Here is a 24,827-nt window from a genome sequence, read left to right as displayed (position 1 = left end):
TCTGTGCCGGCCTCTTCGCGGGCAAGATCACGACTCATCAAGGCCCCGGGTATCAATCCTTCGGTTTGACCGTCGCCACATCGGACGCCTTGACCCGCACCTGCTTGCCGGAAATATCCCTGAACTCATAGAAACCATCGGCGGAGTGGGTTTTGGGCGTGTCCTTGGTCAGGTACTGGGTCCCGTTCTGCAAGGTCACCACGGTGGGCGTGGAGCAGCCCGCCAAGGCCAGGAACGCTGCTGCCAGCAACGGCAGGCTAAGAGTTTTCAGATTCATGACGTCCTCTCTGTTTCAGTGATTGGCGCTTTGTGGTGCAAAAAAAATGTCATGCCCGACGCTACAGGCATGGCCATCGGCTGTGCCTATAATCAGCGCCCGGACGGGTGGATGGTCCTGACCCGTTGCCGCATTCCCTACCGCTTGCTGGATGCTTTCCATGACTGATCTTTCCGAGTTCACCATCACGCATAAATGGCCCCCTCAACATCCAGACCGTCTCCAGCTGTATTCGTTGCCTACGCCCAACGGTGTCAAGGTTTCGATCCTGCTCGAAGAGCTGGGCCTGCCGTATGAAGCGCACCTGGTCAATTTCTCCAGCAATGACCAACTGACGCCGGAATTCATGTCGTTGAACCCCAACAACAAGATCCCGGCGATCATCGACCCCAACGGCCCCGACGGCCAGCCGCTGCCGTTGTTCGAATCCGGGGCAATCCTGATCTATCTCGCCGAGAAAACCGGGCGCTTCATGTCCAAGGACCTGGGCCGGCGCTATGAAACGATCCAGTGGGTGATGTTCCAGATGGGCGGTATCGGGCCGATGTTCGGTCAGCTCGGTTTCTTCCATAAGTTCGCCGGCAAGGACTACGAGGACAAGCGCCCACGCGACCGTTATGTCGCCGAGAGCAAGCGCCTGCTCGGCGTGCTGGACCAGCGCCTGGAAAGCCGCCGCTGGATCATGGGCGACGACTACAGCATTGCCGACATCGCCACTTTCCCGTGGATTCGCAACCTGATCGGTTTCTACGAGGCCGGCGACCTGGTGGGCATCAAGGACTTCCCCCATGTGCTTCGCGCACTGGAGCAGTTCGTGGCGCGTCCGGCGGTGATCAGGGGCCTGACCATCCCGGGTTGAGCCCCGGCGGGCCGGGACGGTGGTGGAACAGCACGCCTCGACCCGCGCGCAGGAGCTGCGTCCGTTCGCCCCAGGCGTTGTCTATCGCCTGCCGATCAGCCCAGGCGCTCGGCCAGTAGCGGCAGCAACTGCTCGCATGAGGCTTCGAACTTGAAGTTCAGCAACTCATCGGCGCGGGTCTTGCCCAGGTTGATGGCGATCAGTGGCTTGCCGCGTTCGGCCATCAGTTTGCACAGCCGAAAGGCCGAATAGGCCATCAGCGACGAACCGATCACCAGCAGGCCCGCCGCCTGCTCGGCGCTGGCCAGGGCCCGGGCGGCGGTCAGCGGGTCGACGTTTTCACCGAAGAACACCACGTCGGGTTTCAAGCGCTCGCCAGCACACCGCGGGCAGCGGGGCACCTGAAAGCGCGACTCGAAGACGCTGTCCAGCAGGGTGTCGCCATCGGGTGCCTGGACCGCCTCGACAGTGGCGAGATAAGGGTTCTGCGCCTCCAGCATGAGCTGGACGGCATCGCGCTCCAGGCGGATGCCACAATCCAGGCACAGGACCTTGTGCAGGCTGCCATGCAGCTCGATCACATCGTGACTGCCGGCCTGCTCATGCAAGGTGTCGACGTTCTGGGTGATCAGGCCGCTGAGACGCTGCTGCGTCTGCAGGCTGGCCAACGCCCGGTGGGCGGCGTTCGGTCGAGCCATGCGCACCCGCGGCCAGCCGAGCATGGCCCGGGCCCAGTAGCGACGCCGGGCCTGGGGCGAGCCAAGGAACTCCTGAATCATCATCGGTGGCTTGCCACGGCGCACGCCGTCGCTGTCGCGGTAGTCCGGGATGCCGGAGGAGGTGCTGATACCAGCCCCCGTGAGCACCAGAAATGGCTGTTCGACCATCAGCGGCAAGAGCGTTTCCAGGGCCGCGCTGACCTGCGGATCGGGCATGGGACATCTCCGGTTATCGAGCGGATGACACGACGATGAGCGGCGTTTGCCTCGGTACGAATCGCCGCGATCAAAGCCCAAGGATAGACGCAAGGGCGCTCAATCGTCCCGTGTCAGCACTTCCAGCAGCTCGATTTCAAAGGTCAGGTCGGCACCCGGTGCGACGAGCGCGCCCATGCCTCGTTCACCGTAGGCCAGGTGTGCCGGCACGAACAGCCGGCGTTTGCCGCCGACTTTCATGCCCATCAGGCCTATATCCCAGCCCTTGATCACCCGGCCGCTGCCAATCACGCACTGGAACGGTTTGCCACGGCCATGGGACGAGTCGAACTCGCTGCCATCCTCGAGCGTGCCGCGGTAGTGCGTGGTGATCAGGGCGCCCTTGACCACGGTCTTGCCGTCGCCTTCCAGCAGGTCGGTGACCTGCAATTCAGTGTTTGTCATGACTTCTCCAGGGTCGATGGTCCGTGCGGGATTTCCAGCTCGGGGTTTTCCAGGCGTTTCTGTGCCAGGCGTCGGTCGAAATCATTCGCCAGCTCGGCCAGGGTCACTTGTCCCAGGCGCATGATCAGCAGCGCTTCGGCTTCCTGCAGGACATCGGTGAGACGGGCGTTGACCGCCTGTTCCACCAGGCACTGCGGTTCTTCCCGTGACAGGCCCAGGGCAAACACCTCTGGCGCGCCAAGGGCCCGATGGATATCGAGCAAGGTGATCTCGCTCAGGGGTCGGGCCAGGGTCCAGCCGCCGCCGTGGCCTTTTTCCGAGTGCACATAACCATGATCCCGCAGCCCGGCCATGGTCCGGCGCACCACCACCGGGTTGGTATGGAGCATCTGCGCGATGGTCTCGGAGGTGCTGCGTTGGTCGTGTCGGTCCATGTGGATCAGCACATGCAGCATGCGGGAGAGGCGACTGTCGTTGCGCATGGGGTGTTTCGCTGGTGAAAGAACAAGACGCAGGTATAGCAAAATCGACCGTCTGTAACAAGACGAGTTACGGGAGTTGACGCGAGAGTGTTACGTAACTTATAAAGTTTCGTGAGTTCAATCCACGAGGAGTTTCGCTCATGTCACATTTTGTAGGGGTGGTGGGGGCCAGTTTTGCCGGGTTGTCAGCGGCCATGCAGTTGGCCCGGGCCCGCCAGCGGGTGTTGTTGATCGATTCGGGTCGGCCGCGTAATCGGTTCGCGGCGACCGCCCATGGTTTTCTCGGCCAGGATGGCCAGTCACCTCAGGCAATCCGGGATGAGGCGCTGCGTCAGCTCCTGCGTTATCCGACCGTCGAATTCGTACAGGGGGAGGCAGTGTCGGCGCGTCAGGTCGAGGCCGGGTTTGCCGTGGTGCTGGCCGATGGCCAGGAAACGCCGGTGGACAGGTTGATCCTGGCCACCGGCCTGCGCGATGAATTGCCGGCGATTCCCGGCCTGCAGGAGCGTTGGGGTAGCACGGTGCTGCATTGCCCGTACTGCCATGGCTACGAAGTGCGTGATCGCGCCCTGGGGGTATTGGCCACCATGCCGCTCTCCGCGCACCAGGCCGGGCTGATCCCCGATTGGGGCCCGACGGTGTATTTCACCCAGGGGCTCTATGAACCCGAGGCTGAGCAACTGGCCTATCTGCAAGCGCGCGGCGTGCGGATCGAACGAACCCCGGTGGTCGAGTTGCTGGGCCAGGCGCCGGCGCTCGAGGCGGTGCGCCTGAGCGACGGTCGGCTGATCGAGGTCCAGGCGCTGTTCGCCGGCCCCAAAACCCATATGGCCAGCCCGCTGGCGGAGCAGTTGGGTTGCCTGTTCGACGAAGGACCGAGCGGACCTTACCTGCGGGTGGACGGCCGCAAGGAAACGACGGTGCCGGGTGTTTTTGCCGCCGGGGATGCCGCCAGCCCGATGCACAACGCGACGCTCGCTTCAGCGGCCGGGGTGATGGCCGGTTTCGGTGTTCATCAGTCGTTGCTGGCCGAAGCCACGAATCACTAAAAAAGCATGGGCGCACGTTACGCGTGGATTAAGATAGCCACTGGCCATTTATTCGTCGTGTGTCCATGTTCATATCCCTGGGTTTCCAATGCTGACCTCATGGCTTGAGGTCGCTGTCGCAGTGCCCGTGATTGCCTTGATCGGTGTGTTGTTGCGTCGCGAGCGCAGGGCGCGCCGGGAGCTGGCCGAGTGCCGGGTACTTTTGCAGCAATTGAGCGAACGCCAGCGGCGGGTCGAAACCGGCGACGATGTCGAGCGCTTCAAGCGCAGCCAGTACTTTGCCCGTATCGGCACCTGGGACTGGGATGTCGATACCGAGAAACTCTACTGGTCGGAAGCCATCTATGGCATGTTCGGCTACAAGGTGGGCGAGGTGATCCCGTCCTACGAACTGTTCTGCGCCAGCGTGCACCCCGAGGATCGGGACAGGGTCCGGGCCGGTGAGGCGCGCTGTATCGAGACCGGCGAGAACCACGACGAGGAATACCGGGTGATCTGGCCGGACGGCAGTGTCCACTGGCTGCGTGAGACCGGTAATGTGGTGAAAAACGTCCACGACTCGGCGATCAAGATGATGGGGGTGGTGCGGGATATCACCGAGGAAAAGGCCTGGGCCAGCCAGCTGCATACCCTGGCCCACCACGATGCGCTGACCGGGCTGCCCAATCGACTGGTGCTGGAGGAGCGCCTGTCCAGGGCGCTGGCGCATGCCCGCGAGCAGGCCTCCCGGGTGATCCTGGTGTTTCTCGACCTCAACGGCTTCAAGGACATCAATGATGGCTACGGGCATGCGGCCGGTGACCGGATCCTGGTCACCACGGCAACCCGCCTGAAGAACCTGATACGCAGCTCGGACACGGTGGCGCGCATCGGTGGCGATGAGTTCGTGTTGGTCCTCGAAGGGCTGGCCCAGCAGGACAATGGCCTGCTGGAGGACGTTCACCTGCTGTGTGGGAAAATCCTCGGCGAGTTGTCGATACCGATCAGTCTTGGCGATCAATCGGCGCAAATCGGCTGCAGCCTGGGAGTGGCGGTATTTCCGGATCATGCGTCGAGCATGGATACATTGATCCATACCGCTGACCTGGCGATGTACGAAGCCAAGCGCAGCGGGAACAATCAATACCGCTTTGGCCGCCAGGCCGCGTCGCCGGTCCATGCCGGCTGAAGGTCGCCCGCAGGCGCCTGGCATGAAGGTCCGGGCATAAACGCATGTAGGACATGCACGTCGCCCAGGCTGCGATTTCCTGCCTGAATAGGGTATTGTGGTGGCCTGCTGAAAAAATGTCATAAGCCTGAGTGATTCAGGCGGTTATCAGATGATTGAGGATGCCATGGGTCAGGAAAATATTAACTGGGACAAGCTGGGTTTCGATTACGTCAAGACCGACAAGCGCTACCTGTCGTACTACCGTAATGGTGAGTGGGACAAGGGTACGCTGACCGAAGACAACGTCCTGCATATCAGCGAAGGTTCGACCGCGCTGCATTACGGCCAGCAGTGCTTCGAAGGCTTGAAGGCCTACCGCTGCAAGGACGGTTCGATCAACCTGTTCCGTCCTGACCAGAACGCCGCGCGCATGCAGCGCAGTTGCTCGCGCGTGTTGATGCCGCACGTGCCGACCGATGTGTTTATCGAAGCCTGCAAGCAGGTGGTCCGCGCCAACGAACGTTTCATCCCACCTTACGGCACCGGCGGCGCGCTGTACCTGCGGCCATTCGTGATCGGCGTGGGTGACAACATCGGCGTGCGTACCGCTCCCGAGTTCATTTTCTCGGTCTTCTGCATTCCGGTCGGCGCCTACTTCAAGGGCGGCATGAAACCACACAACTTCGTGATCTCCAGCTACGACCGCGCCGCTCCTCAAGGCACCGGTGCGGCCAAGGTCGGCGGTAACTACGCCGCCAGCCTGATGCCGGGGGCCGATGCCAAGAAGCATGGTTTTGCCGATAGCATCTACCTGGATCCGATGACCCATACGAAGATCGAGGAAGTCGGTTCGGCCAACTTCTTCGGCATCACCCGCAACGACGAATTCGTCACGCCGAAGTCGCCTTCGGTATTGCCGGGCATTACCCGTATGTCGCTGATCGAACTGGCTCAGTCACGCCTGGGCCTGAAAGTCATCGAAGGCGACGTGCTGATCGACAAGATCGACGAGTTCAAGGAAGCCGGTGCCTGCGGGACTGCCGCCGTGATCACGCCGATCGGTGGCATCGAGTACAACGGCAAGCTGCATGTGTTCCACAGCGAGACCGAAGTCGGTCCGGTGACCCAGCGTCTGTACAACGAACTGACTGGCGTGCAGACCGGTGACGTCGAGGCCCCGGCGGGCTGGATCGTCAAGGTCTGATGCCGACGACTGTCTGATCCGGGCAGTCCGAAGAGCCCGGCCTGAGCGATCAGGCCGGGCTTTTTACTGTCTTGTCGTATGAATGGCATGCATTCAAGATTACCTCATGCATCGAATCGGTTGACTCATGCGTTAAACTGATCAATCAGTTTTCGACGAGTCAGCTCCGTGGCCATCAACTTCGATTTGAACGATTTGCAGGCTTTTCGCGCGGTGGTCGAGCAGGGCAGCTTTCGCAAGGCGGCCCAGGCCATCAGCATTTCCCAGCCGGCCTTGAGCCGGCGGGTGGAGAAGCTGGAAGATGCGTTGGGTGTACGGCTGTTCGAGCGCACCACCCGACGGGTCAGCCTGACCCAGGTGGGCAGGGCGTTCGCGCCGACGGTGGAGCGACTGCTGGATGACCTGGACCTGGCCTTGCTCGGCATCAGCGACGTGGCCTCGACCCGGCTGGGACATGTCACGGTGGCTTGCGTGCCATCGGCGGCCTATTACTTCATGCCCAAGGTGGTTGCCCATTACCACCGGCAATACCCGAAGATCAAGGTCAAGGTACTGGATTCCAGCGCCAACGACGTGCATGCCGCGGTGCTCAGTGGCGAGGCGGATTTCGGTCTGAGTTTCACCGGCAACCTGCAAGCGGAAATCGAATTCGAGTTGCTGCTGGAGGAGCGCTACGTCGTGGCCTGCCGCCGCGATCATCCGCTGGCCAGCCGGGCCAGCGTGACCTGGACCGAGCTGTACCAGCAGGACTACATCAGCCTCGACAAGACCTCTGGCAATCGCTTCCTGCTCGACCAGGCGCTGATGGGTATCGCGCCGCAGAAGTCGGGGGTTTGCGAAACCCGGCATGTCACTACCATGATCGGCCTGGTGGAGGCCGGGTTGGGGGTGGCGGCGGTGCCGACCATGGCGATGCCGGGGGCCGGGCACCCGATTCTCACCAGTGTGCCGCTGATCGAGCCGGAGGTGATGCGCAAGGTCGGGCTGCTCAAGCGCCGGGGGCGGGTGCTGACCCCGGCGGCGCGGGAACTGGAGCGTCTGATTGTCGAGATGAAGGCGCCACAGAGCACCTGTCATCAATGAGAAATGGAGTCCAGCCCGGTCGCCTTCACGGTTGCCTGGGCTGCCGGGGCCGCGAGGTAATCAAGCAACGCCTTGGCCTGCTCGGGATGCTGTGCTCCCACCGGAATCCCGGCGGCAAACCGCGTCACCGACTGCAGCGATTCAGGGATCTTGCCGACATAAGTCACCCCCAGCACCGGCAGCAGCTCGCTGACCTGCTGGAAGCCCAACTGGTAGTCGCCCGTCGCGACCACCGAGGCCACCGGGATCTTCGGCACCATGCTCGCCTTGGGCTTGAGCTGTGCTTCGATGCCCAGGCGTTTGAACAGCTGTTCCTGGATATACACGCCGCTGGCACTGTCGGAGTAGGCCACGGACTTGGCCTTGAGCAGGGTGTCTTTCAGCTCCTGCTCGGTAGCGATGGCCGGCTTGGCGCTGCCTTCGCGCACCACCAGGCCGATCCGCGAGTCGGCCAGCTCCACCCGTGAACCGGGCAAGACCTTACCTTGCTTGATCAAGTCGTCGAGGGCATAGCCGACCATGATCAGCACATCGGCCTTTTCACCACGCGCCAGTCGATTGGGGATGGCTTCCGGGGCCTTGCCCATGGACGGACCGAGAATGGTGTCGAGGGTATTGCCGGTATCGGCGGCGAATTTCGGGCCGAGCAGCTTGTAGGCGGCGGTAAAGCCGCCGGAGGTCATCACGCGGATTTCCTCGGCCTGGGCCATAGTGCCCAGGGCCAGGCTGGCGATCAGGGCGAGTTTCAAGAACACTGCTTTCATCGGATCTCTCTTGTTTTTTGGTATTGAAAAGGTGGGCCTGGGCTCAAGGCTCATGAGTCTGTGGTGCCTGTTCCGCTGCCTTCGCTGTGGTGCGGTGTTCCGACAAGCCAGGCTTCTACAGGGTCTGTGTCGAACCAGGATCTTGTGTTCGACTGATAACTTGTAGGAGCTTGGCTTGCCAGCGAAGGCGGCCTTGAGGTCACCCCAGAAACGCCAGACCTACACCGCTGGTTGGAACTGCACCTTGGCCTTGCGGTAGAGAAACAGCGTCGCGCACAGGGCGCAGAGCGCGGCGAAGCTCATCCAGTAGCCCGGCGCGGCCTTGTCCCCGGTGTACTCGATCAGCAAGGTGGAGATCGCCGGAGTGAAACCACCGAACACTGCCGTCGCCAAGCTATAAGCCAGGGAGAAACCGGCAACGCGGACCTCCGCCGGCATGATTTCGGTCAGGGCCGCGACCATCGCGCCGTTGTACATCCCATAGAGAAACGACAGCCACAGCAGCACCAGCAGCATATGGCTGAAACTGGGCGCCTGGACCAGCAGTGACAAGACCGGGTAGGCCGTGGCCAGGGTCAGGCCGGCCATGGTCAGCAGCACCGGGCGGCGGCCGATACGGTCGGAGAGGGTGCCGCCCAGGGGCAGCCAGCAGAAGTTCGAGACCCCGATCAGCAAGGTCACCAGCAGGCTATCGGCAGTGCTCAGGTGCAGCACGGTCTTGCCGAAGGTCGGCGCATACACGGTGATCAGGTAGAAGGCAGTGGTGGTCATCGCCACCATCAGCATCCCGGCAACCACGATCACCCAGTTCTGCGCCAGGGTGTTGAACACCTCGCGCATGCCCGGCCGATGACGACGCTTGGCGAATTCCTCGGTTTCCGCCAGGTTGCGGCGCAGCAGGAAGATGAACGGCACGATCATGCAACCGACGAGAAACGGGATGCGCCAGCCCCAGTCGGCCACGGTGCTGGCCGACATCCACTGATTCAATCCATAGCCGAGGGCGGCGGCGATCACCACGGCGACTTGCTGGCTGCATGACTGCCAGGCGGTGAAGAAGCCCTTGCGCCCCGGCGTGGCGATTTCCGACAGGTACACCGAGACCCCGCCGAGTTCGGCGCCGGCGGAGAAGCCCTGTAGCAGGCGACCGATCAAGACCAGGGCCGGAGCCAGCAGGCCGATGCTTTCGTAGCCGGGGACCAGCACGATCAGGATGGTGCCGCTGGCCATGATCGACAGGGTGACGATCAGGCCCTTGCGCCGGCCCACTTCATCGATATAGGCACCGAGAATCACCGCCCCCAGTGGGCGCATCAGGAAGCCGGCGCCGAACACCGCGAAGGTCATCATCAGCGAAGCAAACTCACTGCTGGCGGGGAAGAAGGCGGCGGCAATATAGGTGGCATAGAAGCCGAACAGGAAGAAGTCGAACTGTTCGAGGAAGTTGCCCGAGGTAACGCGAAATACCGCGCCCGCCTTGGCACGGGCGGAACTGGCGGTCGGTGTTGTGGCGTGCATCTTGAAGGTCTCCAGCGTTTTTATGGCCTGCATCGCAGTGCAGATTTTTATTGAGCGGGATACTGGAACAGCGCTATAGATTTGATAAGTGCATTTTTAGAATGGATTGATGTGTAAAGTGGATCAATCTTTGGTGCGGGACAAGGAGTCGGCTGCTGTCGTACAGCCACGGTTCAGCAAAACCTCGCCAGCGGTGCTCGGCAAAACGCTATCATCCGCTCTGTACGGCGGCTCTCGGGGGTGTGCGATCAGCGGGTTATCGGGAATTTTCAGGCCGCGTTTATCGCGTCAGGTCAGTGGCATGTTGGCGATCCTGATCTCCATTGCCCTGGCCTCGCTGGACACCGCCATCGCCAACACAGCGTTGCCGGCCATCGCCACCAGCCTGCACACCACGCCGGCCGCCTCGGTGTGGATCATCAACGCCTACCAGCTGTCGGCGGTCGCGACCATCCTGGCTTTCGCCTCGTTCGGCGGCGTGATCGGGCATCGCAAGATCTATCTGTTCGGTCTGGTGTTGTTCAGCCTGTCTTCGGCGCTGTGCGCGATGTCGAGCAGCCTGACTCAGCTGACGCTGGCGCGGGTCCTGCAAGGGGTAGGCGCCAGTGCGATCATGAGTGTCAACGGCGCGCTGATCTTCAGCCTGTTCCCCCCGGAGAAGCTCGGTCGGGGCATGGGCCTCAATGCGCTGGTGGTGGGTATGTCGTTCGCCGCCGGACCGACGGTCGCCTCGTTGATCCTGTCGGTGGCCGATTGGCCCTGGCTGTTTGGCGTGAACATTCCCATCGGCCTGATCGCCCTGGCCATGGCGATTCCTTCATTGCCGCATACTCCACCCAACGGCCAGCGCTTTGCCTGGGGCACGGCCGGCCTGAGTATCCTGACCTTCGGCTCGCTGATCTATGCATTGGGGGAGGGCGCGCAGTTTGCCAGTACGCTGCCGATCTGTCTGGCCCTGCTGGTTTGTGTCAGCGCCGGTTACCTGATGATCCGCCGCGAGGCCGGACATCCGGCGCCGATGTTTCCGATCGACCTGCTCAAGCGTCCGATGTTCGCGTTGTCGGCCCTCACGGCGATTTGCTCTTTCGCGACCCAGGGCCTGGCGTTTGTCTCGCTGCCCTTTTTCTTCGAAACAGTGCTGGGCCGCGATCCGGTCCAGACCGGCTACCTGATGACGCCCTGGTCGGTGGTGGTGGCCCTGATCGCACCCTTTGCCGGACGCCTGTCGGATCGCTACCCGCCGGGCTTGCTCGGCGGTATCGGCCTGGGCGTTCTGTCGCTGGGCATGTTGTCCCTGGCGATGCTGCCCGCGGACCCAAGTGCCCTGGAGATCGGTGTACGCATGGTGATTTGTGGCCTGGGCTTTGGTTTCTTCCAGTCGCCCAACCAGAAGGCCCTGATGACCAGCGCCCCGCGCGAACGCAGTAGCGGCGCCAGTGGCACGATCGCCACCGCGCGCCTGCTCGGGCAGTCCACGGGGGCCGCGCTGGTGGCCTTGAGTTTCGGCTTGTCGAGTCACGCGGGACCGGTCCTGGCCCTGTATATCGGTGCCGGTTTTGCCGCCGTGGCTTGCCTGGCGAGCTTCTCCCGGCTGGCGGCGCGCAACCTGGGCTGAGCCAGGCACGAGTGCCCGGGGCGCGCTTGAGGTTTTGGCTCACCGTTCTGCGTCGACGCGCGCGTCTTGTCCCTCGGCCAGTGTGCAAAGCAGCTTGCGGCCAGTGCCATGAACGGTGCGAGTGTTGTACTGTGCGCGCGACGACGTGTGAGGGATTGTGGATGGCGGGTCGATTAATTTATCTCATCGGACCTTCGGGTTCGGGCAAGGACAGTTTGCTCGATGCCGCCCGCGAACCCCTGGCCGAGCGTGGCTGCCGTGTTGCCCGGCGCGTCATCACCCGCTCGGCTGAAGCGGTTGGCGAGGCGGCGCAGGCGGTCAGTGCCGAACAGTTCGCGACGATGCAGGCCCAGGGCGCCTTTGCCATGAGCTGGCAGGCCAATGGCCTGTGTTATGGCATTCCGCGTTTGATCGACGAGTGGCTGGCCGCGGGAGTGGAGGTGCTGGTCAACGGTTCACGGGCTTACCTGCCGCAGGCGCGAGCGCGCTACCCGGATTTGCAGGTGATCCTGTTGGTCGTCGACCAGGCCGTACTGCGTGAGCGGCTGCTGGCACGGGGCCGGGAGAGCTTGCCGCAGATCGAGGCACGATTGGCGCGCAATGCCGAATTCACGGCGTCGCTGCTGGCACTGGACGACCCGTCATTGAGCCTGTTGGATAATTCGGGGTCCCTGCGCATAAGCCTGGAAAAATTGTTCAGGCTAATCGGGAAATAGTAGCTTTTTATAATTGAACTCGTGGTCTTTGGGAGTTTTCTTATTGTATTGGCGGTTGTTTAAGTAAGCTGCAAACTAAGGTAATAAATTGGCCTTTTTTGACCTCGTTGAATAGCGCTCGGGACTGATATTTTAATTGAAAATCCCCCGGCTTTTTAAATACGAGAGATAGGCCGATATGAGTGTCGAACAGGATAGCTTTGCCACTCGCTTGAAAGAACTTTCCCAGTACAGTTTCAAGATGGACAGTTTGATCATGGACACCGCCCTGGCCTTGTCCGGGGTCATTCCCCACGGCCTGGGAGCCTGCGTGGCACCGGTGGTGGGCTCGTACAAGATGGGGCAACCGACTTCGGCCCTGGTGGATAACCCCTATTTCGTTGTGCATGGTATTGATGGGAGCGCTTCGTCCAAGACCAAGCATCTGCTGCGCCATCGTAAAGTGCGTAATTACGCGCAGTCGTTTACCGGGACGGCGGCGGTGGTCGGTAGCATGGTCTTGCCCGTCAACCCCTACGCCTTGATGCGCGAGGGTAGTTCCGCCGGTGCTTCAGCCGTGCACTTGTATCATTTTGCCGAGATGGCCAGGAACTGCCGGCAGAGTAATACCCTGTGCCGCTGGCTTGATCTGTTGAAACTCATGAAAACCCACAAGTTGCTCAACCGGGGCGTCGGGTTTGGCCTGGCGGCTGTTCCCGGTGGCGTATCGTTGGGCATCAGCGTGCCGGTCAAACTCTGCCTGTTGGCCAAGAATACCGGGGTCCTGGCCCAGGAGTCGGCGCTGTGCAAGGTTATTGCGATGGAGCTGCACTGGCGCGCCTATCAGGAGCAGAGCCTGGCGAACGGCAGTGGCGGCGGCCCGGCGACCGCCATCATCCGCGAACTCATGACTCGACGCGGGGTGATGGGCGGCTTTTCGCATAATTACCCGGCATTGATCCGCGAACCGGCAGGCTGGAATGCCTTTGTCGCCAAGATCATGGACATCTAGCGCTCGATCCAGGGCCTGCGCCAGCACTGCCTTGACGGCGACTTCACGCATCAGCGGATCGAGTGTCTGGAGAGCGTCTGGATGCATGCCCGGGACGTCCAAGGCGACGAGTGGCGGCTATCAACCGGCATCGTCACAAATTATGGCTAGAGTTGAACGGATAAAGATGATCGCGCAACGCTTCAGGCTGAGTATCAAGGCGCTGGCCTTGTCCACCGAGCTTTGCGATAAGGTCGTTATTAGCAGGGGGTCCAGCGCCGGGGTCGGCCTGGCTGTCCAACTTGTTCGTGGAGATTATTCATGGCTGCAACATCCGTAACCGTCGAGATCGGCATGCCACCCGAAGCGGTCTGGCAACTGATGGGCGGATTCGATTGCCTGCCGGACTGGCTGCCGTCCATTCCCAGCAGCAGTCTCAGCGAAGGCGGGCGTGTGCGCACCTTGCACACGGCGGACGGCGTGCGCATCGTCGAGCGCCTGGAAGCGTTCGACAACCGGGCCCGGCGCTACAGCTACTCCTTTATCGAGAAGCCATTCCCGGTAATCGATTACCTGGCCACGATGCAGGTCCGCGAGGGCAATGAGCCACATACCTGCGTCGTCGAGTGGGCGGGGATCTTCACTCCGCAGGGGGTCAGTGAAGAGGAGGCGGTGGAGCTGTTCCACGGGATCTATGCCGAGGGCCTGGCGGCCCTGAAGGCCAACTTCCCGGACTGAACACCGCGCCTGAGCGCCGATTCAATCCGCGGTCATCAGGCTGTTGCGGCAATTGAGGATCAAGCGCGCGCCGGCCTGCTCGCTGGTGCCGATGTCGAGGCTGAAGCCGTGCAGGCTGACGATGGCGGCGACAATCGACAAGCCGAGGCCGAAGCCGCCGTGCTGGGTGCCTTCGTCGCAGCGATAGAAGCGCTGGAACACCGCCTCGCGCTCGGACGGCGGGATGCCGGGGCCGGAATCCTGTACTTCGATGCGGGTGCTGCCGGCGTCGTTGCTCGCCATCAATACCACCTCGCCACCCGGCGGGGTGAACTTGATCGAATTGCTCAGCAGATTGGCCAGGGCTTCGAACAGCAAGGCCCGGTCACCGGTGATTGCCGGCAGTGTCGCGGGGGTCTCCAGGCGCAGGCAGATCTCGGCTTCCTCAGCCAGCGGCAGGTAGAAATCATGCAGCTCATGCAGCAACGGCAATGGGTCCAGCACCAGGAAACCGGAGCGCCGCTGATGGTCTTCCAGCTCGGAGATGCGCAACAAACCACGGAAACGCGCCATCAAGGTATCGGTCTCGGCAATCACGCCATCCAGCTTCAGGGACTCGGGCGAACCCTCGACGGCCTGTTGCTGGATCCGGTACAACTGCGCGCGCAGGCGGGTCAGCGGGGTGCGCAGGTCATGGGCGATGTTGTCGCAGACGCCCTTGACCTCGTGCATCAGTTTCTCGATCCGGTCGAGCATGGCATTGACGATCGCCGCCAGCATATCCAGCTCGTCGCGGCGATTTGACAGCGGCAAGCGATGGCCCAGGTCTCCGGCGATGATCGACTCGGCGCTGGCCTGGATCGCCCGTATCCGACGGATCGGCTGTCGGCGCAACAAGTGCCAGCCGGCAATGCCGGGCAGAATGGTCAACGAGACCGCCCAGAACAGGGCGTGGAGAATGATCCGGGTCACACCGAACAGCGAGCCGTTGTCGCGTACCAGCAGCAGCCAGCGCCCGTCATGGGTCTGGGTGGCCACCGCGTCGCAACTGTCCTGGGGCAGGTCCGGGTCGTCGGAGTCGGTGCAATCGGCCAGTTCATGGATCTTGCCATCCATCGGCAGGTCAGCGGGGATTTCCTGGATCGGCCCGCTCAGGTGCATTTTCTGCTCGTTGAACAGGCCGTAGGCATCCACGCCACGCATGTCGAACGTCATGCTGGTGGTCAGCGCTTCCATCAGCGCTTGGCCCTGGAAGCGCGAAAACAGGTGTTGGCGTTGCATCAGCGAGTGACGGGCGAGGGTGTTCAGGTAACCGGAAACCTCGTAGTACAGCACCCCCATCAGGCTGCAGCTCCAGGCCACGAACAGGAAGCTGTAGAGTGCCAGCAACCGGCTGGTGGAGGAGCGCCAGCCTTTAGAGGGGTTCGGCAATGACATAACCCGAACCTCGCACGGTACGGATCAGCGGGGCCAGGCCGGGCCCGTCGATCTTCTTGCGCAGGCGGCCGATATGCACATCGATCAGGTTGGTGCCAGGATCGAAGTGATAACCCCAGACTTCCTCGAAGATCATCATGCGCGAGAGGATCTGCCCGGTGTTGCGCATCAGGAACTCCAGCAACTTGTACTCGGTGGGCAGCAGCGTCAGCAGTTGATCGGCCCGGGAGGCTTCGCGGGTCATCAGGTTGAGCTCGAGGTCGGCGACCCGCAGCGAGGTTTCGAATTCCCGTGCCGGGCTCTTGCGCCGCAGCAGCACTTCGACCCGGGCCGCCATTTCGTCGGAGGCGAAGGGCTTGGTCAGGTAATCGTCGCCGCCGGCCCGCAGGCCGCGTACGCGCTCATCGACATCGGAGAGGGCACTGATCATCAGGATCGGCGTGGCCACGCCGATGGTGCGCAGGGTCGTGACGATCGCCAGGCCATCGAGTTCAGGCAGCATGCGATCCAGGGTGATCAGGTCGTAGCCGCCGCTGACGGCGCGTACCAGACCTTCGCGGCCGTTGTCGACCCAGTCGACTTCAAGCCCATGGCTGCTCAGTTCAGCCACGATTTCCTTGGCGGTTACAGCATCATCTTCGATGGTCAGAATGCGGGTCATGGGTTGCCTCGACGGACCTTCAAACAAGTGGGCAAGTGTGCCAAGAAGTCGGTGAAAGCTTTCTGAACAAATCTTCACGCGCTCTGGGCTGCTGTTCACAGGGCGCCTCGGGTCTCAATGGAGGCTGGAAACATATAGCCACACCTTGGCTGAATGAAGGCTGTCAGTAAGTTTTCTGTAGGATATTGCGAACCCTCATAAGGATTTGTTATCTGTTTAGCTGTAGCCGCGTTCGCTCGCAGTCTTGAGCAAGCGCTTCTTTCTATCCGGTACCCAGCAGTTCCGGATGTCCTGCAGTTCCTGTACAGGTCTTTTTATGCATCGCCGCAATCTTCTGAAAGCATCCATGGCCCTGGCGGCCTACACCGGCCTGTCGGCCAGCGGTCTGTTCGCGGCGCGGGCGCTTGCCGCCGCCGCGGACGGCGAGATCGAACACTTCGACTTCGATACATTGCAGGGACATGCGAAAAAACTCGCCGGCAAGGACTATGTCAGCACCCGCCAGGTGTTGCCGCCAACCCTGGAGGGTATGACCCCGCAACAGTTCAATGCCATTCAGTACGATGCCCGGCACTCGCTGTGGAATGAACTCAAGGGCCAGTTGGACGTGCAGTTCTTTCACGTTGGCATGGGCTTCAAGCAACCGGTGCGCATGTACAGCGTCGATGCCGGGACGCGCCAGGCCCGGGAGGTGCATTTCCGTCCGGCGTTGTTCAACTACGCGCGCAGTGGCATTGATCCGTCCCGGCTCAAGGGCGACCTGGGATTCTCCGGCTTCAAGCTGTTCAAGGCTCCGGAAATCGACCAGCACGACATTGTCTCGTTCCTCGGCGCCAGCTATTTCCGCGCGGTGGACAAGACCGGGCAATATGGCCTGTCGGCGCGCGGTCTGGCGATCGACACTTATGCCAAGCGGCGCGAGGAATTCCCCGACTTCACTCATTTCTGGTTCGAAACCCCGGACAAGGACAGCACCCGTTTCGTGGTCTATGCCTTGCTCGACTCGCCGAGTGCCACCGGCGCCTACCGTTTCGATATCGATTGCCAGGCCGAGCAGGTGGTGATGGCGGTCGATGCCCATATCAACGCGCGCACGGCCATCGAACAGTTGGGTATCGCGCCGATGACCAGCATGTTCAGTTGCGGCACCCACGAACGGCGGATGTGCGACACCCTTCATCCGCAGATCCACGACTCTGATCGCCTGGCCATGTGGCGCGGTAATGGCGAGTGGATCTGCCGGCCCTTGAACAACCCGGCGACCTTGCAGTTCAACGCCTTCGCCGACAAGGACCCCAAGGGGTTCGGCCTGGTGCAGACCGACCATGAGTTCGCCAGCTACCAGGACACCGTGGATTGGTACAGCCGGCGTCCGAGCCTGTGGGTCGAGCCGACCACGGCCTGGGGCGAGGGCTCCGTCGATCTGCTGGAAATCCCCACCACGGGCGAGACCCTGGACAATATCGTGGCGTTCTGGACGCCCAAGGAGCCGGTGGCGGCGGGGGCTTCGCTGAACTACGGCTACAAGCTCTACTGGAGCGCGCTGCCGCCGGTGGGGACGCCGTTGGCGCGGGTCCATGCCACCCGTTCGGGGATGGGTGGGTTTGTCGAGGGCTGGGCACCGGGCGAGCATTATCCCGAGGTCTGGGCCCGGCGCTTTGCCGTGGACTTTACCGGCGGCGGCCTGGAGCGGCTGTCCGAGGGCGCGACGATCGATCCGGTGGTGACGACATCCCGCGGTCAGATAAAGGATATCGATGTCCTCAAACTGGACGAAATCAACGGCTATCGGGTGACGTTCGACTGGTACCCGAGCGATGACCAGGTCGATCCGGTGGAACTGCGCCTGTTCATTCGCACCCGTGACCGGACCTTGAGCGAAACCTGGTTGTACCAGTACTTCCCGCCAACCCCGGAGAAGCGCCGCTATACCTGATAAGAAAGTTTGGGCTCCGAACACGCTCCTGTGGCGAGCGGGCTTGCCCGCGCTGGGGCGCGAAGCGGCCCTGAAACCCGTCATCGCGGTGTATCAGGCAGACCGTGATGACAGGTTTTGCGACTGCTTCGCAGCCGAGCGCGGGCAAGCCCGCTCGCCACAAATCGTGGCCAGACTCAAGATTGCTCTTGAGTCTGCGGCATTCGTCATCAATTGGCGTCCGGCACCAGCACCGGGTCGGCCCGATAAAGCTCCGGCTCCAGGCGCTTGAGGTTTGCCACCTTCGGCAGATCATTGAAGGCGATATACGGCGCGGTCGGGTGCAGTGTCAGGTAGTTCTGGTGATAGCCCTCGGCCGGATAGAAGACCTTGCCGTCCTCGATCCGGGTAACGATCGCCGAGGGGAACGCCTTGGCGGCCTCCAACTGGGCGATATAGGCCTTGGCAATCTTTTCCTGCTCGGCATTCACCGGGAAAATCGCCGAACGGTACTGCGTGCCGCTGTCCGGCCCCTGGCGGTTGAGCTCCGTCGGGTTATGGGCCACCGAGAAAAACACCTGCAACAGTTGCCCGTAACTGACCTGGTTCGGGTCATAGGTCACCTGCACCGACTCGGCGTGCCCGGTCGAACCTTCGCCTACCGCTTCATAACGGGCGGTATTCGCCGCACCGCCGGTATAACCCGACACTGCGTTCTCAACCCCCCGGACGTGCTGGAACACTCCCTGGACGCCCCAGAAACAGCCGCCGGCGAACACCGCCGTGGCCTTGCCGCTGGCGCCTGCCGGTTGATCCAGGGCCGGCGGGGCGATCCGCACCGCGTCTTCCGCCGACCAGGCCAGGCGCTGGAACATCAGGGCCGACAAGGCCAGACTGGCGATTCCGGCGAGTACCAGCAGCGGCGATTGGGTTTTTCGTTGCATCACAGGCGTACTCATTATGTTCATCCTCGTGGCGATCAACCGAAGGTAAAGGCGTAGGCCTGTACACCGGGGTCGAGAAATTCGATGGAGAAGGTGTGCTCGGTCACGTTCCCGGACTGGCGGACCAGTTGGTACAGGCGCTGCTCGGTCACCGTGCCTTCGCCGTTGGCGTCGGTATCGGTGCCATGGTTGGCCCCCGGCAGCGTGCCGTCGATGCGCACCTTGAAGCGCACTGGCTTGCCGTTCGACCCAGGGCCCAGCACCAGATGCAGATCACGGGCGTGGAAGCGGTAGACCACCTGGCCCGGCGCCTGGTTGAGCGTCACCTGCTCGGCATGGGCGGTCCATTGGCCGTCCAGGCCCCACTGGTTCAAGGTCGGCTGTTGCGGTGCCGCGTAGTGTTTCGATTGGTCCGCCACCTGGTCGCCCGGCGAGGCGAAGTTCTCGGCACGGTCATAACCCAGGTAGGTTTCCGGCGACTTCACTTCGGCCTCGTCGGCGGCCTGCATGACGCCTTGGGCCTGGGTGCTGACCGTGCCGCCAGCGACGTTCTGCCGACCGGCCTCTCTGAGCAGTTGCTGGATCACCTGTTCGGAACCCTCGTAGTCGCCTTCACCGAAGTGGTGATAGCGCACGCGGCCCTGGGCATCGACGAAGTAATGGGCCGGCCAGTACTGGTTGTTGAAGCCACGCCAGATCGCGTAGTTGTTGTCGATCGCCACCGGGTACTGGATGCCCAGCTTGCCCACGGCCTGGCGCACATTGTCGATGTCGCGTTCGAAGGCGAACTCCGGTGCGTGCACGCCGATCACCACCAGGCCCTGGTCGTGGTACTTCTGTGCCCAGGCATTGACGTAGGGCAGGCTGCGCAGGCAGTTGATGCAGGAGTAGGTCCAGAAGTCGATCAGTACCACCTTGCCCTTGAGTTCGGCGGCACTCAGCGGCGCGGAGTTGAGCCACTGCACGGCGCCCGACAGGTCCGGCAGGTTGCCTTCCACCGGCAGCTTACGTTCGGCGCCGCCGGTCTTGGTTGCCATCGCCATCATGCCGCCAGCCGGCTGGCCGGCGTCGCTGTTGACTGCCGCCAGCATGGCACCGGTCTGATCCGTGGCCTGCTTCGGTGTCAAGCTGTCGAGCAGCTTCTGCTCGAGTCCCGAGGTGGCGACCGTGGACACTCGGGTCAGCAGGCCGGTATCCAGGCCCAGGGCGATGGCCACCACGCCGACCAGCATTGCCGCACCGAGACCACGGCGCAGCCATTGTCCGGTGCCGAGGTTGCGTTTCATCGCCTGGAACAGCTTGCCGCCGACCAGCAGCGCGCCAGCCAGGGAGGTCGCGGCGCCAGCGGCATAGGCCAGTAGCAACAGGCTGGTGCCGATGTTCGCGCCTTGCAGGGCGGCGCCGGTCAGGATCAGACCGAGGATCGGCCCGGCACAGGGCGCCCACAACAGGCCGGTGGCGATGCCCAGTACAAAGGACGAGCGCGCGCTTGGCGAACCATTGTGGCTTTGCGCCGAGCGCGACAACCGGTCACCGGCCGCCACCAGCGGTTGGGTCAGGCGTTCGGCCAGGTGCGGGAACAGCAGGGTAATGGCAAAAAACGCCATCAGCGCCAGGGCCAGCCAGCGCCCGTACTGGTTGGCCCGCACCACCCAGCCACCGCCGACCGCCGCCAGGCTGGCGACCAGGGCGAAAGTCAGGGCCATGCCGCACAGCAACGGCAGGCCGCTGCGGCGAAACGGCTCGCCGGAGCGGGCGAAGACGAACGGCAGCACCGGCAGGATGCAGGGGCTGAGGATGGTCAGGAGGCCGCCGAGGTAGGCCAGGATAAGCAGGAACATGAGGGAGTCCTTGTCGAGGCGTGCGGATCAGGCCGCGCCGGGGGTAAAGGTCATGGCGACGCCGTTCATACAGTAGCGCAGGCCAGTGGGTGGGGGGCCGTCGGGGAACACATGGCCCAGATGACCGCCGCAACGCTGGCAATGCACCTCGGTACGGGAGACGCCGAAGGAGGTGTCGCGGCGGGTCGCCACGGCGCTTTCCAGCGGCGCGGTAAAGCTGGGCCAGCCGGTGCGGCTGTCGTATTTGCTGGCCGATGAAAACAGCGCAAGGTGACAGCCGGCGCAGGCGAACACACCGTCGCGGTGCTCCTCGTTGAGGGCGCTGGAGTAGGGGCGTTCGGTGCTTTCGTGGCGCAGCACTGCGTACTGCTCGTCGCTGAGCATCGCTTTCCATTCGGTGTCGCTATGGCTGACTTCGAAGGTTTCACCGCTGTCGGCCGAGCGGTTGCCGCTGCCAAAGGTGGCGCCGACGGCGCGCCAGTCGAATAAGCTGGCGGCGAGCAGGGTGGCGGCACTGGAAACAAGAAAGCGTCTTCTGGAGGACATGGCGTCGCGTCCATGGTGGTTGATCAGGCTTTCATTGTTGGACGGCAAGGGTCGCCAAATCCTCCCGTAAAGTTAACTTAATTGTGAAGATTTGCCGGGCGCTGATCCGGCACAATGAACCAGGCGTCGTTTCCGGCGACTACCCGCACAAAGGCTGCCCATGGATTCACCCAAACGTATTCTGATCGTCGAAGATGACCTGCACCTGGCGGGCTTGCTGAGTCTGCACCTGCGGGACGAGGGCTACGAGGTCACCCACTGCGCCGATGGCAACCTCGGCCTGGCGCAATTGAGCAAGGGCTCCTGGGACGCGCTGATCCTCGACCTGATGCTGCCGGGCGTCGATGGCCTGGAGATCTGCCGGCAGGCGCGGGCCATGGCGCGCTACACGCCGATCATTATCACCAGCGCCCGTTCCAGCGAGATGCACCGGGTGCTCGGACTGGAGTTGGGCGCCGACGACTACTTGGCCAAGCCGTTCTCGATGCTTGAGCTGGCGGCGCGGGTCAAGGCCCTGCTGCGTCGGGTCGATGCCCTGGCCAAGAGCCTGAAAATCGAGGCGGGGACCCTCGAGCTGGGTGGTCTGAGCCTCGATCCGTTGACCCGCGAGGCCCAGGTCGACGGCAAGCCCCTGGACCTGACGCCACGGGAATTCGACCTGCTGCATTTCTTCATGAAAAACCCTGGCACCGTGTATTCGCGCATGGATCTGCTGAACCAGGTCTGGGGCTACCAGCACGACGGCTACGAACACACGGTCAATACCCATATCAATCGCCTGCGGGCCAAGATCGAAGTCGATCCGGCGCAACCCGAGCGGATTCTCACGGTCTGGGGCCGTGGCTATCGTTTTTCACCGGTGAGTCGCGCGCCATGAACCTGACTCTGTCCCAGCGCCTGTCCATTGCCTTTTCCATTCTGCTGCTGGCCTGTTGCGGGGCCTCGGTGTGGTTGCAGGTGCGGGCCAGTGACATGCACGAAAAGGAAGTGGTCCAGGGGCTGTCCCGGGACCTGGCCCAGAGCATTGCCCTGGACAACAAGCTGGTCGGCACCGAGGGGCTGACCATGGAGGCGGTCCGCGCGCTGTTCGGCCAACTGATGAACGTCAACCCGAGCGTGGAAGTCTATCTGCTCTCACCCAGCGGCAAGATCACCGGCGATGCCGCGCCGCAGGGGCACCTGCACCGCGACCATGTCGACCTGGCGCCGATCCGTCGTTTGCTGGAGGGGCAGCCGTTGCCGATCCTCGGTGACGATCCGCGCAGCGCTGACGGCCGCAAGGTATTCAGCGCCGCCGCCCTGCGTGGTGGCGGCAAGGAGCTGGGCTACCTTTATGTGGTTCTCCAGGGCGAGGAACATGATCGCCTGGCGGCCCAGGTCTCGGCCAGTTCGGTACTGCGCACCACCTTGTGGGCCATGAGCCTGGTGGCCCTGTTGGGGCTGATCGCCGGCCTGATCGCGTTTCGCCTGATCACCCGACCGCTACGTCGGCTGACCGAGACCATGCGCCATTTCGATACCGATGCCGCGCCGGCCCAGTTGCCGCTGCTGTCGCGGGCGGGAGCGGGGCGGCGCGATGAAATCGAGGTGTTGGAAGCCAGTTTCGCCCAGATGGCAATGCGTATCGGTGAGCAGTGGCGCAGCCTGACCCAGCTCGACCAGGACCGCCGCGAGCTGGTGACGAATATTTCCCATGACTTGCGCACGCCCCTGGCGTCGCTGCACGGTTATCTGGAAACCCTGTCCCTCAAGGACGCGCTGCTGACAGCGGACGAGCGTCGACGCTACCTGGGGATCGCCCTGGCCCAGAGCAGCAAGGTCGGGCAACTGGCCCAGGCGCTGTTCGAGCTGGCGCGCCTGGAGCATGGCGCGGTGCGTTTGCAGGTCGAGGATTTTTCCCTCAGCGACCTGATCCAGGATGTGTTCCAGAAGTTCGAACTGATGGCCGAGACCCGCCAGTCGAAACTGCAGGCGGTATTGCCCCGTGGGGCCTCGATGGTCAGCGCCGACCTGGGCATGATCGAGCGGGTGCTGACCAACCTGATCGACAACGCCCTGCGCCACACCCCCGCAGGCGGCACCATCGAGGTGGCGCTGGTCCATGGCGCTGGCAAGGTGCAGGTCACGGTCAGTGACACCGGTCCGGGGATTGCCGCTTCATTGCTGGAGAACCTGTTCCGTCGGCCGTTCAACCAGGAGGGTGACCGGCGCTCCGGTGGCCTGGGATTGCTGATTGTCCGACGCATCCTGCAATTGCACGACAGCCAGATTCGCCTGCTGTCGCTTCCAGGCAAAGGCGCGGTGTTCCATTTCGAGCTGAGCGCGGCGGGTCAGGCGCGCGAGTCGGCCTGATATTCAGCGCTTGCGCGGGCCATTGAGTTTCGCGGTCCATTGCCGGTCGCCAGCCTGGGGGGGGCTGGCGCTGCCTTGAGTACCCTCGGGCGATACGGGCTCAGAGGCGTTCGAGGACTTCGGGGACTGTCGATGCAAGCGGCAGCAGCGGGTACTGCCGGTCGGTGGCCCGCGCCACGGCATAACCGTGCCGGGCGATCCGTTCGAAGACCTCGGCTTGCAGCCGATTCAGGGTCGTGGGGAAATCCGCTGCAAAGGCGGCGTCGCTGCCTTTGGTCGGTTCGACCAGGGAACTGGCGGTGCTCAGGTAAGCACCACGCCCGGGAGCCTTCTTCAGGTATTCGACAAAGGTCCGGCCGCGCAGCGCCCGGGTCTGGTCGGACATGATGTCGGCCAGGCGCTTGAGCCGCCAGGGACTCAGCACCCCGGCGTCAAACCCCGGTTTCAGGGGCGCGCCAGCGTCCGAAACGATGATCGGGTACGCATAGCGCTTGGTCTGTCCCGTCGCGGCGTCGAACAAGGGTTCCAGGCCGAGGTTGTCGTAGACGCCGCCGTCGTAGAGCCGCAGCTTCCTGAAGGGCGGGCGCACCTCGACGGCGCTGTTGAGCGGGGCTTCCCATTGGCGTTGCATCCACTTGAAGCGCCGGGTCTTGAGCGACAGCGGGCCGATTCCGCCGGGGAACGCCGCTGAAACCGCCAGGGCCTGGGCCAGGGGGAAACCGTTGGTGGCGGCGTAACCGATGGAGTAGTCGCCCATGTTGCCGCGCTTGAAGCGAAAGCGCTTGCCGTTCTCCGCCGTGGTGCCGTTGATCGACCAGTCGGGTTTGGCGCCGATCTCCGGCAGAAGGGCGGTCACCCCCCATTCGTTTTGCAGCGCCAGGGCCAGCAGGTTGGCCCGCGACAGCAGGAAGCGCCAATTCAGCGGGTTGAGCAGCTGGCGCAAGGCACTCCAGAGCAGGCTGCGTGAGCACAGCCTGGTTTGCAGGGCAGGGTAGATGCGCAGCAGGAAGGTCGTGGAGTCGGGCCATTGCCCGTGGTTTTCCTGCAGCATCAGGCCCACCAGCAGACTGCCACCGGACACCGTGGAAATCTGCGTGACCTGTTCCAGGGCTTGTTGTTCGGCGAGGTATTTGAGCACGCCGAGGTGAAACACCATGGCTCGGACACCGCCGCCGGAGAGGGCGAGGGCAAAGTCCGGACGCTGGCCAATCGGGACTGCGGGAGACTCCATGTTTCCTCTCGGGTGGGCGTTGTCGGGGGCGGGGGTTATTCCATGTGGGGGCTCTGCGCAAGCGCTCAGCTTTCCCACGTTAGCGTTGGCGTCCATCGCGAGCAAGCTCGCGTTGGG

The 24,827-nt window shown here is 62.9% G+C and carries 24 protein-coding genes; 12 read left to right on the top strand and 12 right to left on the bottom strand.

From position 1 onward, the window contains the following. Positions 1-52: 52 nt before the first annotated feature. A complete protein-coding gene (locus tag PFEN_RS15710; protein ID WP_191487728.1) occupies positions 53-277 on the bottom strand; it encodes a YgdI/YgdR family lipoprotein in 225 nt (74 codons plus the stop codon). Positions 278-437: 160 nt separating this feature from the next. Between PFEN_RS15710 and PFEN_RS15705 the strand changes: the two genes are divergently transcribed. Then, on the top strand, positions 438-1,136 hold the full coding sequence (locus PFEN_RS15705; RefSeq protein ID WP_191487727.1) for a glutathione S-transferase N-terminal domain-containing protein: 699 nt from the start codon (positions 438-440) through the stop codon (positions 1,134-1,136). 95 nt (positions 1,137-1,231) lie between these two features. Here the strand turns inward: PFEN_RS15705 and PFEN_RS15700 are convergent, their stop codons facing one another. The 3 genes from PFEN_RS15700 to PFEN_RS15690 form a co-directional block, all read right to left on the bottom strand. Further along, entirely contained in the window at positions 1,232-2,071 is an 840-nt protein-coding gene (locus tag PFEN_RS15700; protein ID WP_191487726.1) for an NAD-dependent protein deacetylase, read from the bottom strand. A 99-nt stretch (positions 2,072-2,170) separates the two neighbouring features. After that, positions 2,171-2,515, bottom strand: a complete 345-nt coding sequence (locus PFEN_RS15695) for an FKBP-type peptidyl-prolyl cis-trans isomerase (protein ID WP_191487725.1) — start codon at positions 2,513-2,515, stop codon at positions 2,171-2,173. Next, positions 2,512-2,997 (bottom strand): RrF2 family transcriptional regulator, encoded by a 486-nt coding sequence (locus PFEN_RS15690; protein WP_191487724.1) that lies wholly within the window; start codon positions 2,995-2,997, stop codon positions 2,512-2,514. Before PFEN_RS15690 ends, PFEN_RS15695 begins: the two co-directional genes overlap by 4 nt. Positions 2,998-3,137: 140 nt before the next feature. Between PFEN_RS15690 and PFEN_RS15685 the strand changes: the two genes are divergently transcribed. The 4 genes from PFEN_RS15685 to PFEN_RS15670 all read left to right on the top strand — a co-directional run bounded on the left by PFEN_RS15685 (position 3,138) and on the right by PFEN_RS15670 (position 7,483). Beyond that, positions 3,138-4,046 carry an NAD(P)/FAD-dependent oxidoreductase gene (locus PFEN_RS15685; RefSeq protein WP_191487723.1) on the top strand — a complete coding sequence of 303 codons (909 nt, stop codon included), beginning with the start codon at positions 3,138-3,140 and terminating at the stop codon, positions 4,044-4,046. Between the two features lie 88 nt (positions 4,047-4,134). Then, positions 4,135-5,214, top strand: a complete 1,080-nt coding sequence (locus PFEN_RS15680) for a sensor domain-containing diguanylate cyclase (protein WP_191487722.1) — start codon at positions 4,135-4,137, stop codon at positions 5,212-5,214. A gap of 166 nt (positions 5,215-5,380) precedes the next feature. Continuing rightward, the gene (locus PFEN_RS15675) at positions 5,381-6,400 is read left to right on the top strand and encodes a branched-chain amino acid aminotransferase (RefSeq protein ID WP_191487881.1); all 1,020 of its coding nucleotides are present in this window, start codon (positions 5,381-5,383) and stop codon (positions 6,398-6,400) included. Between the two features lie 168 nt (positions 6,401-6,568). Continuing rightward, positions 6,569-7,483 carry a LysR family transcriptional regulator gene (locus PFEN_RS15670; protein ID WP_191487721.1) on the top strand — a complete coding sequence of 305 codons (915 nt, stop codon included), beginning with the start codon at positions 6,569-6,571 and terminating at the stop codon, positions 7,481-7,483. On the opposite strand, the gene PFEN_RS15665 is transcribed toward PFEN_RS15670, so the two are convergent. After that, a complete protein-coding gene (locus tag PFEN_RS15665; RefSeq protein ID WP_191487720.1) occupies positions 7,477-8,247 on the bottom strand; it encodes a substrate-binding domain-containing protein in 771 nt (256 codons plus the stop codon). The two genes, PFEN_RS15670 and PFEN_RS15665, sit on opposite strands and share 7 nt — an antisense overlap. A gap of 219 nt (positions 8,248-8,466) precedes the next feature. Continuing rightward, a complete protein-coding gene (locus PFEN_RS15660) occupies positions 8,467-9,765 on the bottom strand; it encodes an MFS transporter (RefSeq protein WP_191487719.1) in 1,299 nt (432 codons plus the stop codon). Between the two features lie 301 nt (positions 9,766-10,066). Here PFEN_RS15660 and PFEN_RS15655 point away from each other — a divergent pair, with 301 nt between their 5' ends. The 4 genes from PFEN_RS15655 to PFEN_RS15640 all read left to right on the top strand — a co-directional run bounded on the left by PFEN_RS15655 (position 10,067) and on the right by PFEN_RS15640 (position 13,804). Next, a complete protein-coding gene (locus PFEN_RS15655; protein WP_191487718.1) occupies positions 10,067-11,380 on the top strand; it encodes an MFS transporter in 1,314 nt (437 codons plus the stop codon). 161 nt (positions 11,381-11,541) lie between these two features. Next, entirely contained in the window at positions 11,542-12,096 is a 555-nt protein-coding gene (gene phnN / locus PFEN_RS15650; protein WP_191487717.1) for a phosphonate metabolism protein/1,5-bisphosphokinase (PRPP-forming) PhnN, read from the top strand. Between the two features lie 178 nt (positions 12,097-12,274). Continuing rightward, on the top strand, positions 12,275-13,087 hold the full coding sequence (locus tag PFEN_RS15645; RefSeq protein WP_191487716.1) for a hypothetical protein: 813 nt from the start codon (positions 12,275-12,277) through the stop codon (positions 13,085-13,087). Positions 13,088-13,387: 300 nt separating this feature from the next. Then, positions 13,388-13,804 carry an SRPBCC family protein gene (locus tag PFEN_RS15640; protein ID WP_191487715.1) on the top strand — a complete coding sequence of 139 codons (417 nt, stop codon included), beginning with the start codon at positions 13,388-13,390 and terminating at the stop codon, positions 13,802-13,804. Between the two features lie 21 nt (positions 13,805-13,825). Here PFEN_RS15640 and PFEN_RS15635 read toward each other — a convergent pair whose 3' ends face one another. Both PFEN_RS15635 and PFEN_RS15630 read right to left on the bottom strand, forming a co-directional pair. Then, positions 13,826-15,220 carry a sensor histidine kinase gene (locus PFEN_RS15635; protein WP_191487714.1) on the bottom strand — a complete coding sequence of 465 codons (1,395 nt, stop codon included), beginning with the start codon at positions 15,218-15,220 and terminating at the stop codon, positions 13,826-13,828. After that, positions 15,198-15,881 carry a response regulator transcription factor gene (locus tag PFEN_RS15630; protein WP_191487713.1) on the bottom strand — a complete coding sequence of 228 codons (684 nt, stop codon included), beginning with the start codon at positions 15,879-15,881 and terminating at the stop codon, positions 15,198-15,200. The genes PFEN_RS15635 and PFEN_RS15630 overlap by 23 nt, the downstream gene beginning before the upstream one ends. A 316-nt stretch (positions 15,882-16,197) precedes the next feature. On the opposite strand from PFEN_RS15630, the gene PFEN_RS15625 reads away from it, so the two are divergent. Continuing rightward, positions 16,198-17,817, top strand: coding sequence for a glucan biosynthesis protein D (locus PFEN_RS15625; protein WP_191487712.1), 1,620 nt, complete (start codon positions 16,198-16,200; stop codon positions 17,815-17,817). Between the two features lie 209 nt (positions 17,818-18,026). Here the strand turns inward: PFEN_RS15625 and msrA are convergent, their stop codons facing one another. From msrA to msrB, 3 genes are read right to left on the bottom strand one after another with little or no spacing between them, the layout of a single operon-like run. Next, positions 18,027-18,755 (bottom strand): peptide-methionine (S)-S-oxide reductase MsrA, encoded by a 729-nt coding sequence (gene msrA, locus PFEN_RS15620; protein WP_191487711.1) that lies wholly within the window; start codon positions 18,753-18,755, stop codon positions 18,027-18,029. 20 nt (positions 18,756-18,775) lie between these two features. Beyond that, on the bottom strand, positions 18,776-20,581 hold the full coding sequence (locus tag PFEN_RS15615; protein ID WP_191487710.1) for a cytochrome c biogenesis protein DipZ: 1,806 nt from the start codon (positions 20,579-20,581) through the stop codon (positions 18,776-18,778). Positions 20,582-20,608: 27 nt separating this feature from the next. After that, positions 20,609-21,175 carry a peptide-methionine (R)-S-oxide reductase MsrB gene (gene msrB, locus PFEN_RS15610; protein WP_412071445.1) on the bottom strand — a complete coding sequence of 189 codons (567 nt, stop codon included), beginning with the start codon at positions 21,173-21,175 and terminating at the stop codon, positions 20,609-20,611. Positions 21,176-21,287: 112 nt separating this feature from the next. Between msrB and PFEN_RS15605 the strand changes: the two genes are divergently transcribed. Next, complete coding sequence (locus PFEN_RS15605; protein ID WP_191487709.1) at positions 21,288-22,004, top strand: response regulator transcription factor; 717 nt, start codon at positions 21,288-21,290, stop codon at positions 22,002-22,004. Further along, entirely contained in the window at positions 22,001-23,479 is a 1,479-nt protein-coding gene (locus PFEN_RS15600; protein ID WP_191487708.1) for a sensor histidine kinase, read from the top strand. Before PFEN_RS15605 ends, PFEN_RS15600 begins: the two co-directional genes overlap by 4 nt. A gap of 100 nt (positions 23,480-23,579) precedes the next feature. Here the strand turns inward: PFEN_RS15600 and PFEN_RS15595 are convergent, their stop codons facing one another. After that, entirely contained in the window at positions 23,580-24,710 is a 1,131-nt protein-coding gene (locus PFEN_RS15595) for a patatin-like phospholipase family protein (protein WP_191487707.1), read from the bottom strand. Positions 24,711-24,827: the final 117 nt, after the last annotated feature.

Origin of the sequence: Pseudomonas sp. FEN, from assembly GCF_904067045.1 — a bacterium.
Taxonomy (GTDB): Bacteria; Pseudomonadota; Gammaproteobacteria; order Pseudomonadales; family Pseudomonadaceae; genus Aquipseudomonas.
Note: the sequence above shows the minus strand (reverse complement) of the source record. Positions and strands in the feature narration are given on the sequence as shown.

Excerpts from the sequence above, each read along its gene's own strand:
- PFEN_RS15710 (WP_191487728.1), bottom strand. The coding sequence starts at position 277 with ATGAATCTGAAAACTCTTAGCCTGCCGTTGCTGGCAGCAGCGTTCCTG.
- PFEN_RS15705 (WP_191487727.1), top strand. The coding sequence starts at position 438 with ATGACTGATCTTTCCGAGTTCACCATCACGCATAAATGGCCCCCTCAA.
- PFEN_RS15700 (WP_191487726.1), bottom strand. The coding sequence starts at position 2,071 with ATGCCCGATCCGCAGGTCAGCGCGGCCCTGGAAACGCTCTTGCCGCTG.
- PFEN_RS15695 (WP_191487725.1), bottom strand. The coding sequence starts at position 2,515 with ATGACAAACACTGAATTGCAGGTCACCGACCTGCTGGAAGGCGACGGC.
- PFEN_RS15690 (WP_191487724.1), bottom strand. The coding sequence starts at position 2,997 with ATGCGCAACGACAGTCGCCTCTCCCGCATGCTGCATGTGCTGATCCAC.
- PFEN_RS15685 (WP_191487723.1), top strand. The coding sequence starts at position 3,138 with ATGTCACATTTTGTAGGGGTGGTGGGGGCCAGTTTTGCCGGGTTGTCA.
- PFEN_RS15680 (WP_191487722.1), top strand. The coding sequence starts at position 4,135 with ATGCTGACCTCATGGCTTGAGGTCGCTGTCGCAGTGCCCGTGATTGCC.
- PFEN_RS15675 (WP_191487881.1), top strand. The coding sequence starts at position 5,381 with ATGGGTCAGGAAAATATTAACTGGGACAAGCTGGGTTTCGATTACGTC.
- PFEN_RS15665 (WP_191487720.1), bottom strand. The coding sequence starts at position 8,247 with ATGAAAGCAGTGTTCTTGAAACTCGCCCTGATCGCCAGCCTGGCCCTG.
- PFEN_RS15660 (WP_191487719.1), bottom strand. The coding sequence starts at position 9,765 with ATGCACGCCACAACACCGACCGCCAGTTCCGCCCGTGCCAAGGCGGGC.
- PFEN_RS15655 (WP_191487718.1), top strand. The coding sequence starts at position 10,067 with ATGTTGGCGATCCTGATCTCCATTGCCCTGGCCTCGCTGGACACCGCC.
- phnN (WP_191487717.1), top strand. The coding sequence starts at position 11,542 with ATGGCGGGTCGATTAATTTATCTCATCGGACCTTCGGGTTCGGGCAAG.
- PFEN_RS15645 (WP_191487716.1), top strand. The coding sequence starts at position 12,275 with ATGAGTGTCGAACAGGATAGCTTTGCCACTCGCTTGAAAGAACTTTCC.
- PFEN_RS15640 (WP_191487715.1), top strand. The coding sequence starts at position 13,388 with ATGGCTGCAACATCCGTAACCGTCGAGATCGGCATGCCACCCGAAGCG.
- PFEN_RS15635 (WP_191487714.1), bottom strand. The coding sequence starts at position 15,220 with ATGTCATTGCCGAACCCCTCTAAAGGCTGGCGCTCCTCCACCAGCCGG.
- PFEN_RS15630 (WP_191487713.1), bottom strand. The coding sequence starts at position 15,881 with ATGACCCGCATTCTGACCATCGAAGATGATGCTGTAACCGCCAAGGAA.
- PFEN_RS15625 (WP_191487712.1), top strand. The coding sequence starts at position 16,198 with ATGCATCGCCGCAATCTTCTGAAAGCATCCATGGCCCTGGCGGCCTAC.
- msrA (WP_191487711.1), bottom strand. The coding sequence starts at position 18,755 with ATGAGTACGCCTGTGATGCAACGAAAAACCCAATCGCCGCTGCTGGTA.
- PFEN_RS15615 (WP_191487710.1), bottom strand. The coding sequence starts at position 20,581 with ATGTTCCTGCTTATCCTGGCCTACCTCGGCGGCCTCCTGACCATCCTC.
- PFEN_RS15605 (WP_191487709.1), top strand. The coding sequence starts at position 21,288 with ATGGATTCACCCAAACGTATTCTGATCGTCGAAGATGACCTGCACCTG.
- PFEN_RS15600 (WP_191487708.1), top strand. The coding sequence starts at position 22,001 with ATGAACCTGACTCTGTCCCAGCGCCTGTCCATTGCCTTTTCCATTCTG.
- PFEN_RS15595 (WP_191487707.1), bottom strand. The coding sequence starts at position 24,710 with ATGGAGTCTCCCGCAGTCCCGATTGGCCAGCGTCCGGACTTTGCCCTC.